Here is an 8,637-nt window from a genome sequence, read left to right on the forward strand (position 1 = left end):
GGTGCGGTAGTGGTGCGCCTGTGCCGGGGAAGCGGTGAGTCGGTTCGAAGCGGCGTTTGACAACGGTGTCCTCGCTCCACACCCGTGCCGATCAGGGGGTAAGACGCCGAGCGCTGACACGACTAACACTCATGAACCCGTAGGCGCCGTGCGGGCGAGGACTGATGCAGAGAGGTGTCCAAATGAAAGCGATCGTGGTCACGGACCAGGCCGCAGGAACGGCTGGGATGACGCTGACGGAGCGGCCCGAGCCGGAGCCGGCGATAAACGATGTCGTCGTTCAGATTCATGCGTCGGGATTCGTCCCGACCGAGATGGCGTGGCCCTCGACCTGGACCGATCGCCTCGACCGCGACCGAACACCGTCGATCCCCGGACATGAGCTGGCCGGAGTGGTCACTGCCCTCGGCTACGGCACGACGGGTCTCGCGGTGGGACAGCGCGTGTTCGGCCTCACCGACTGGCATCGCGACGGCACCCTCGCCGAGTACGCGGCCGTCGAGGCACGCAACCTCGCGCCGCTGCCGGGCGACGTGGACTTCACCGTGGGCGCTAGCCTTCCGATCTCAGGCCTCACCGCGTGGCAGGGACTGTTCCAGCACGGCCACCTCCAGTCGGGACAGAGCGTCCTCGCGCACGGCGCGGCCGGCGCAGTCGGGACGATGGTGACGCAGCTCGCCCGTGAGTTCGGCGCCCACGTCATCGGCACCGGACGTGCCGCTGACCGCCGGAAGGCACTCGACTTCGGCGCAATGGAGTTCGTCGACCTCGACAACGACACCCTGGAAGACGTTGGCGAAGTCGACCTGGTCTTCGACGTCATCGGCGGCGACATCCAGAAGCGATCCGCAGGCCTGATCCGGGCTGGAGGAACACTGGTAACCGTCGTTGGGCCGCCTGAGGCGCGGCCCGCCCACGGCCTGGCGATCGACTTCGTTGTCGAGTCCGATCGTGCCCAACTGGGAGAGATCGTCCAGCGGGTGCGGGACGGACGACTGCGCACGAACATCGGCAACGTCGCGCCCCTCGACGATGCCGTCGCCGCCCTCAACCCGACCGAGCGACGTCAGGGGAAGACGATCATCCGCGTTTGTCCGTGAGGACTCGGGCGGCGGGCCCGGCGAACGAGGGCGGCGCCTCCACGGCGATCTGGGTGTCGTCGCGGATTACCGTCGGTTTTCGAGGTCCAGCGGGCGCCGACGACGACCGGTGGAACAGTCGCACGGCTGGCCGGGGCGCAGGCGCCACTGTCCACGGTCTGCACATGAGCTGCCGTGAGCGGCGCGGCAGAGACATGGTCAGGGTGGTCGCTGAGGCATCGAGGGGGCATGGGGAGAGGTGGGCCGCGTTGTGGTGCGGGCATGCGTGAGTGCCATACCGACGACCAGTCCGAGGGCGATGGCGGTGACGATCGTGATGAGTTTCTGCAGGTCTTGGAAGCCTTCGATGACGTAACCGCCGGCCAGTGTGGTCAGGCCGCGCAGGCCCAGCGAGCCGACGGTGAGGGTGAAGAAGCCAGGAAGGATGAGGATCAAGCGAGGCGGGCGGGCGGGGTTGCGGTCCAGCAGATTGGCTGCGGCGGCCAGCACCACGGCAGCGACGAATGTGCCCCCGGTCTCCCGGATCAGCTTGGTGAACAGTGACTGCACCCCGACGGTGGCGTAGACCAGCACAAGGAGAGTCCCGAAGAAGCGGTGGGGGATTGCGAAGGCCAGGACCGTGCCGGCGGTGAAGGCGATCCCGCCCAGGATCAGTGCCCACTTGGGCAGGTCGGCGCCGGCGGCGGTGTCGAAGAGAGCGTTGAGGGGGGCACCGGTGACGAATAGGCCCAGCAGGACGCCGAGGTAGAGCTGGACGAGCAGAAATATGGAGTAGACGAGCCGGATCGCGCCAGTGGTGATGAGGCCGACGGCCAGCTCGGTGGTCGATGCGCTCAGGAAGTCACCGGGAACGAAGTAGAACAGCGCCGGGAGCATCAGCAGAACCGGGCCGCCGTGTGCCGGATCGCCGGTGAACACTTCGATGGTGACGACGGAGACGACAGCTGAGACCACCAAGGGGAGGACTTTGGACAGTCGCGGCGCGTGAACGGCGGCGACCACGAGCGCCGCGGCGATCGCTCCCAGGACGGCTGTGGTGGTGATCTCGTACCAGGTGGGCTGGACCAGCGGGGCGAAGCCCAGGGAGAACAGCAGGACGCCGAGGAACTTGAGCCACCAGGGGTACGGAGGCGGTGCGGCCTCGATGCGCGCCAGCCTGCGGTCGGCCTCGGCCACCTTGAGCTTGCCCGCCTCTACGTCGGCCAGGAAGGGCTTGAGTTCCGCGGCTTGGTCCAGCCGGATTACCTCCGGGAAGCCGTGCACGCAGACCGTACGCATGCGGCCGTCGGCCGCGGCGATCGAGAGCACGGCCGCTTCGGGCACGAGGACTACGGACGCCTGGCCTCCGAAGGCGTGAGCGCTGGTGCCCACAGCCCGCTCGATGGAGTAGGCGCCCTCGCCGGAAGAACGCAGCAGCAAGGCGGTGAGACGGGCAAGGAAGGCGGTCAGATCGTCCAGGCCGGCGGCCGCATGCCCCATGCCCGCCTCCTTTGCCGGCGCCGGGAACACCAGGGTTCAGGGCGCTAAGGCATCGTAGTCCGTTACGGCTTCAATCGATGGGCCGGTGGAAAGAACTGCACTGCCCATCGGCGGAAGTGGAAAATTTCGCTGCCCCCGTGTGATCGGAGGATGTCGACCGTCCGCCTGGCCTCGTTCTTGCCCCGCACCGGAACGAAGATCAGCCATTTTCCCTGGCTCAAGGCAGCAGAGTGAGCCGCTACCGTTTCACCTTCGTAACCCCCATGCTGCAGCCCACGCATGAAGCGGCTGTAAAGGCCATGAGAGGTTCCCTCGCTGTCAAGGAGTCGCTGCCCTTCCGGCCCCTTCAGCACGTTCACGTGGGACAGATTGATCCCGGCTTGTTCCAATTGATGACAGGCGGCCGTATACCGTTCTTCGTTATCCAGAACGGCAGCTACACGTTTCATGGGATACAGGTAGAAGCGCTCTTCGTTCATCCGTGGCTGACCCATATGAACCCCTTCGTGTCGCTTCTCGTTGAGGGTGACGTACCCAAACCCGCATGTTTCATGGTTTTCGCGGGAGCACAGTGAGAACCCGGACCACGTGATCCCGGAATTCCTCCATGAAGTCTCGGAGGAAAAGTTCCGTATGCTCGTCGACGACTTCACCATCACTGGTGAAAACATCGGGCTTGAATCTGACATACGCCTCCGGTGCATTCATTTGCGGCGAGTCACAGAAGCTCAGGACAGCGCGCAGGCTCTGCTGGGCGAGGGCAGTGCCGAGGGTGCCGGGGGACGCTCCGATCACAGCGGAGGGTTTGTGCGCGAATGAGTTGCTCCCCCAGGGGCGACTGGCCCAGTCGATGGCGTTTTTAAGGGCGCCCGGAATGGATCGGTTGTACTCAGGGGTCACGAATAGGACGGCGTCAGAGGAGGCGATGGCATCCTTGAGTGCCTTGCCCTCGGCGGGGTAGTCGCTGTCGTAGTCGTAACTGTAGAGGGGTAGTTCCTTGATCGGGATCTCAAAGAATTCCAAATCAGATGGGGCCAGCCGGATCAGAGCTTTCGAGAGCGTCCGGTTGATGGAATGAGTCGCCAGACTTCCCACGAAGTAGCCGACTCTGTACGTAGTCATCGGTTCCTCGATTCAATACGCGTCTTGCGTTCTTGCGTATCGCGCGCTCGGACGGACAGGGAGTTCCGCAAGGAACGAAACCACGGCCGGGAGCGGAGCGCGTGCTGGCAGATCCGTCCAGGTGACCGCATGCGTCCACCGCCGCCCACCCGCATTCCTTAACGGAGGTGCGAAGCAGGGCACTGAGAACCGCAGCCGCGCCAGCTGCGCAGACTGCCGCCGAGGCGGTCGATTGCTCTGTGCTGCGGCATCAGAGGCGAACCGGCCGGAAAGCTCATCGGCTCATACGGCCCGGTTTCCCGAGATGGGCGAGTGCGGCTGTGACCAGGGCCTGGACGCCGGTGTCCAGTGTGGGCTGCAGGACTGGTGCGAAGCGGGGGCTGTGGTTGACCGGGATCTCCTGAGCCACGGTGCCGCGTTGCCGGGCGGCCTGGTAGGCGTCCAGATCGACACAGCCCAGGGCCCAGTAGGTGTACGGGGCGCCGAAGGCGTCCGGGGTCCGGCTGAAGTCCTCGCTGGCGCTCTGCAGCTCGATGGTGACCGCGCGCTCCCCGAACAGCGCGGCGAAAGCGTCGGAGACCTCGCGGGTCACCACGTCGTCGTTGACGGTCGGCGGAAAGCGGGTGCCCTCCTCGATCTGCGGCGCACGAGTCGCCCCGGAGGCGTCACACTCGGCATCGACGATGCGCCGCACGGCGGCCAGGACGGCCCGCCGGGTCTCGTCGTCGTACGTGCGCACGTTCACCAGCAGTTCGGCCGACTCCGGGATCACGTTGCCGCTCGAGCCCGCCTGGACGGAGCCCACCGTGACCACGACCGGCTGGGTGGCGGCCAGCTCGCGCGAGACGATCGTCTGGAGACGGACGACGATCATCGAGGCGATCACCACCGGGTCGATGGCGGCCTGCGGTGCCGAGCCGTGAGCGCCCCGTCCATGGACCGTGATCTTCACATTGTCCGCCGCGGAGAGAAAGGATCCGGCGCGGGTACCGACCTGCCCGGCCGGATAGGGAAGCACATGCTGGGCGAATGCCACGTCCGGGCGGGGAACACGGTCGGTCAGCCCGTCGGCGAGCATCCTGTCAGCACCGTCCCCCGGCTCTTCGGCAGGCTGGAACAAGGCCACCAGCGTGCCCTGCCACGCCCCCGGCGCGGCGGCCATGAGCCGCGCGGCCCCCAGCAGACAGGTGACGTGCATGTCGTGACCGCAGGCATGCGCCACGGGCACCCGGCGGCCGGAAGCGTCCGTGGCTTCGGCCGTGCTGGCGTAGGGCAGACCGGTCTCCTCAAGGACCGGCAGGGCGTCCATGTCGGCCCGCAGCAAAACGGTCGGACCCTCACCGTTGGCCAGCACACCGATCACACCGGTGCCGCCGATCCCCTCGTGCACCTGGTAGCCGCAGTTGCTCAGGCGTTCCGCCACACGGGTCGCGGTGCGGTGCTCCTGATGTCCCAACTCGGGGTGGGCGTGCAAGTCCTTGTAGACCTCTTCGAGCTCGGACCGGATGTCACCGAGCCCGGCCAGGACAGCATCCGCGGAGTCCTTGAGCGTCATGGCTGTGTACTCCTCCTTCTCGCGGGTGATCGCAGCCCCGTTCATGTCACGGATCCCCGTCCCTGGACGGCCCCGGCCGCCAGTCGCGGCTACCCGGCAGCTTCCAGCCCCAGGTGAACGCGGCCAGCCGCAGCGAGACACCGACCGTGATTCCGGCCAGGACGCCTACGGCGGGTGCGCCGAGCCGGCTGCAGAGGACCATCACCGCGCTCACCACGATCGCGACGGTCGCGTACAACGGTGTGCCGCCGAAGATGGAAGGGGTCCGCCCGAGCAACAAGTCCCGGATCGCCCCGCCGCCGACCGCTGTGATGGTGCCCAGCAGCACGGCCGGCAGCCAGCCCAGGCCGACAGCGAGGGTCTTCTGCGCCCCGGCGACCGCCCAGACGCTCAGCGCCGCGGCATCCAGGAGATTGAAGGCCCAACCGGACGTGTGGCGGCTCAGGTCGGCTACGAAAGCCAGCAGGGTGCCGGCAGTGGCGACCGTGAGATAGGTGTAGTCGGTCAGGGCCACGGGTGTGCCGTGCTGCAGCAGGGTGTCGCGGAGGATTCCGCCGCCCAGGCCGGAGACGATGCCGATGACCAGGAAGCCGAACAGGTCCAGACGACGGGCCCGGGCCAGCACCCCGCCGAGCGTGCCGTTGGCGAACACCCCGCTCAGGTCCAGCGCCCGGGTCAGCTCCGTCACACTCTCGGGCGACAACGCCCGGGCCACAGACACCAACGTCTCCCTTCACACTTCCACCATCGAAGCAGCCAAAGGCGCCACGTGCCCGCCGGGCATGGCATACGAGGCAGCTTCCCCGGTCACTGGCCGGCCGGACTGCGACGGTGACGTCCGTTCGCGGATCAGGTGCCGTATGGGTGGCGAGATCCACTGAGCAGGTGTGGGGTCACCCCCGAGCAGGGGAGTGCCAACCTTCCGTACTCGGCACCCGGACGGCGCGACGGGCCGAGCGGATTCCGGCCGGCCCCTAAATCATCTTCACGGGTGGGTTGAGTCCAGCCGCCACACGCGATGCCGGCTGGCCTGTCGGAGCGGAACGGCGCACTGATCGATGGAGGCAGTGATGGCTGAGAGTCTGCGTAAACGGCTGATCGGCGCCTGGAAGCTGGTGTCGTACCGAGAGATCCCGGTGGACGGTTCCGAGCCGTTCGAGCCGCTGGGCCATGAACCGCAGGGCATCATCATGTACACCCCCGACGGGTACATGTCCGCGCAGCTGTCCAAACCCGACCGTCCCGGCTTCGCCTCCAGGGACTGGTTCGACGGCACGACCGCGGAGTACACGGCGGAAGCGACCTCCTACATCGCCTACTCGGGACCGTTCCACGTCGACGAGGAGAAGCAGACCCTCACACACTCCATGTTCTTGTCCCTGTACCCCAACTGGACCGGCCAGACGCAACCGCGCGTCGTGCAACTCGAAGGCGACACGCTGCGCCTGAGCACCGCATCCCCCATCACGTCGAGCGGCAAGACCGTCAACTCGGCCCTCACCTGGCGCCGCGCCGAACCCGGCTGACCCCGCGCGAGCAACCGGGCAGCGCAGCCGCTACGACCGAGGAGGGACCCTCATGAACACTGGACGACGAGTCGTCGTGACGGCGGGAGCCGTCGGCATCGGCCTCGCGACGGCCAGGGCCTTCGCGGCCAATGGCGACCGGGTGCACATCTGCGACATCGATGAACGCGCCCTCGAACAGATCACCGAGGCCAATCCGATGATCACCGGAACAGTCTGCGACGTGTCCGACCGGCCCTCGGTCGAGGCCTTCGTCGAGGCCGCGGCCCACGCCCTCGGCGGCATCGACGTGCTGGTCAACAACGCGGGCATCTCCGGTCCCACCGCACCAGTGGAAGAGATGGACCCAGATCAGTGGGAGAAGGTGCTGGCCCTCAATCTCACCGGCACCTTCAACGTCACCCGGCTATCCATCCCCTTCCTGAAGAAGTCCGACTCCGGCGTTGTACTGATGATGTCCTCCGTCGGCGGACGCTACGGCTACCCGAACCGCAGCCCCTATGCGACCACCAAGCGCGGACTGATCGGCCTCACCGAGACCCTCGCCATCGAACTCGGGGACGGCGGGATCCGCGTCAACGCCATCGCACCGGGCGCTGTCGCCGGCGACCGCATCCAGCGGGTCCTGCAGGGCCGGGCCGATGCCGGCGGACGCAGCCTGGCGGACGTCACCGCCGACGCCTGAGCATCCAGTCCCTCAAACGCTTCACCGACGCCGGCGACATCGCCGCACTGGCGCTCTTCCTCGCCTCCGACAGCGCAAAGTCCATCACCGGGCAGACCATTCCCATCGACGGCGGCTCGAAGACTGCGCAATGACAGTCGACGGGAATTGCAGCAGGGGACGCCACGGTAGCGCCAGCACCCGTCGGTCACAACGGGCCGCCGGAATGCTCGGGCGGGTCTTCCTCGACAGGGTGGATGGTGACGAGGTTCTCCCCGACGGCATCCGGTCTCCTGCCATCCCAAAGGCCGCAGTTCGTATCCGGACGGAGCCCGCCTGAGCCCGCGCTGAAGTGCAGTGAACAGGCGGCGGCTGACCCCTGGCCGCCGCTTCGACTGTACGGGCCCGCGGCTACTCGTCCTCGACGTCCTCGGTCTCGTCGTGGCTGTGCGGGTCGCGCAGCTGACGCAGGCTCGGCGCGGTCGGCCGGGGGAAGGCGTAGCGGCCGAGCAAGTTGATGTGGTCGTACTGGAGCGGGGAGTGGCGGGCGAGCAGCTCGTCGGTGACGGGGAAGCCGTCGGCGGCGAGCTGCTTGACGGCGGCGTCGATGTAGAGGCTGTTGAGGGCCGGGCCGAGCGCGCCGAGCTGGTCCTCCATGCCCTCGCGGTAGTGCTGGCGCAGTTCACCGCGCTGCCCGAAGAAGATCTTCCGGGCGAGGCGGTGGCGGGCCTCGGTGACGTTGAGCTGGGCGCCGATCATGCGCCGGTATCCCTCGTCGGACACGAACTGGAGCAGGCGCAGGGTCTTGAAGATCCGCCCGTAGTGGGCGAACGCGTCACCCAGACCGGTCGGCTTGCCGTCCCGGGAGAGCATGCGGATCAGGTCGTAGCCGCGGGTGTTGGTCCTCGGTGGAGCGCGTCTCGACGAGCATCGGCGTGGTGGGGTCGACGTCGAATTCGGGTGCGTAGTCGTCGGCTGTGCGCGCGGTCAGGACGGAGGAGCCCAGGATCGGGTGCAGTCCCAGGCGGCGCAGGGCCTGGTGCAGGGACCCGGTCTCCAGGTACCTCTCCCGCAGCATCGACTCCAGACTGACGTGCGCGGGCATCCCGCACCGGGCGATGCGGCGCGCCCTGTAGTCCACGGGCGCGAAGCGGCCGGTGAGCGGGGTGGCGTGGCAGGCTTGAAGCCTGT

General features: G+C 67.4%; 10 protein-coding genes and 1 pseudogene. 4 read left to right on the forward strand and 7 right to left on the reverse strand.

Annotation, left to right across the window (positions count from 1 at the left end; all coding sequences use genetic code 11):
* The first annotated feature begins 182 nt into the window (after positions 1-182).
* Entirely contained in the window at positions 183-1,100 is a 918-nt protein-coding gene (locus tag ACWC91_RS40915) for an NADP-dependent oxidoreductase (protein ID WP_450644585.1), read from the forward strand.
* Between the two features lie 198 nt (positions 1,101-1,298).
* Here the strand turns inward: ACWC91_RS40915 and ACWC91_RS40920 are convergent, their stop codons facing one another.
* The 5 genes from ACWC91_RS40920 to ACWC91_RS40940 all read right to left on the reverse strand — a co-directional run bounded on the left by ACWC91_RS40920 (position 1,299) and on the right by ACWC91_RS40940 (position 5,977).
* Positions 1,299-2,579 (reverse strand): threonine/serine exporter family protein, encoded by a 1,281-nt coding sequence (locus ACWC91_RS40920; RefSeq protein WP_376506208.1) that lies wholly within the window; start codon positions 2,577-2,579, stop codon positions 1,299-1,301.
* A 62-nt stretch (positions 2,580-2,641) separates the two neighbouring features.
* Entirely contained in the window at positions 2,642-3,058 is a 417-nt protein-coding gene (locus ACWC91_RS40925; RefSeq protein ID WP_376506206.1) for a hypothetical protein, read from the reverse strand.
* A gap of 70 nt (positions 3,059-3,128) precedes the next feature.
* On the reverse strand, positions 3,129-3,701 hold the full coding sequence (locus tag ACWC91_RS40930; protein ID WP_450644587.1) for an NADPH-dependent FMN reductase: 573 nt from the start codon (positions 3,699-3,701) through the stop codon (positions 3,129-3,131).
* Positions 3,702-3,975: 274 nt separating this feature from the next.
* On the reverse strand, positions 3,976-5,301 hold the full coding sequence (locus tag ACWC91_RS40935; protein WP_450644589.1) for an amidohydrolase: 1,326 nt from the start codon (positions 5,299-5,301) through the stop codon (positions 3,976-3,978).
* A gap of 1 nt (position 5,302) precedes the next feature.
* A complete protein-coding gene (locus tag ACWC91_RS40940) occupies positions 5,303-5,977 on the reverse strand; it encodes a trimeric intracellular cation channel family protein (RefSeq protein WP_376506200.1) in 675 nt (224 codons plus the stop codon).
* A 349-nt stretch (positions 5,978-6,326) separates the two neighbouring features.
* Between ACWC91_RS40940 and ACWC91_RS40945 the strand changes: the two genes are divergently transcribed.
* From ACWC91_RS40945 to ACWC91_RS40955, 3 genes are read left to right on the forward strand one after another with little or no spacing between them, the layout of a single operon-like run.
* Positions 6,327-6,782 carry a lipocalin-like domain-containing protein gene (locus ACWC91_RS40945; RefSeq protein ID WP_450644591.1) on the forward strand — a complete coding sequence of 152 codons (456 nt, stop codon included), beginning with the start codon at positions 6,327-6,329 and terminating at the stop codon, positions 6,780-6,782.
* A gap of 52 nt (positions 6,783-6,834) precedes the next feature.
* Positions 6,835-7,467 carry an SDR family oxidoreductase gene (locus ACWC91_RS40950; protein ID WP_450644593.1) on the forward strand — a complete coding sequence of 211 codons (633 nt, stop codon included), beginning with the start codon at positions 6,835-6,837 and terminating at the stop codon, positions 7,465-7,467.
* A gap of 47 nt (positions 7,468-7,514) precedes the next feature.
* Positions 7,515-7,601, forward strand: coding sequence for a hypothetical protein (locus tag ACWC91_RS40955; RefSeq protein WP_450644597.1), 87 nt, complete (start codon positions 7,515-7,517; stop codon positions 7,599-7,601).
* Positions 7,602-7,857: 256 nt separating this feature from the next.
* Here the strand turns inward: ACWC91_RS40955 and ACWC91_RS40960 are convergent.
* Positions 7,858-8,340, reverse strand: a pseudogene (locus ACWC91_RS40960) (Tn3 family transposase); the annotation flags it as partial.
* Positions 8,282-8,637, reverse strand: a 356-nt coding sequence (locus ACWC91_RS40965; protein ID WP_450644595.1) for a hypothetical protein, incomplete at its 5' end; no start/stop codon positions are given. The pseudogene ACWC91_RS40960 and the gene ACWC91_RS40965, both read right to left, overlap by 59 nt.

It is taken from the genome of Streptomyces sp. NPDC001204, from assembly GCF_053598035.1.

What these genes read in the sequence shown, in the direction of transcription:
- ACWC91_RS40915 (WP_450644585.1), top strand. Translation starts at nt 183, where the DNA reads ATGAAAGCGATCGTGGTCACGGACCAGGCCGCAGGAACGGCTGGGATG.
- ACWC91_RS40920 (WP_376506208.1), bottom strand. Translation starts at nt 2,579, where the DNA reads ATGGGGCATGCGGCCGCCGGCCTGGACGATCTGACCGCCTTCCTTGCC.
- ACWC91_RS40925 (WP_376506206.1), bottom strand. Translation starts at nt 3,058, where the DNA reads ATGAACGAAGAGCGCTTCTACCTGTATCCCATGAAACGTGTAGCTGCC.
- ACWC91_RS40930 (WP_450644587.1), bottom strand. Translation starts at nt 3,701, where the DNA reads ATGACTACGTACAGAGTCGGCTACTTCGTGGGAAGTCTGGCGACTCAT.
- ACWC91_RS40935 (WP_450644589.1), bottom strand. Translation starts at nt 5,301, where the DNA reads ATGAACGGGGCTGCGATCACCCGCGAGAAGGAGGAGTACACAGCCATG.
- ACWC91_RS40945 (WP_450644591.1), top strand. Translation starts at nt 6,327, where the DNA reads ATGGCTGAGAGTCTGCGTAAACGGCTGATCGGCGCCTGGAAGCTGGTG.
- ACWC91_RS40950 (WP_450644593.1), top strand. Translation starts at nt 6,835, where the DNA reads ATGAACACTGGACGACGAGTCGTCGTGACGGCGGGAGCCGTCGGCATC.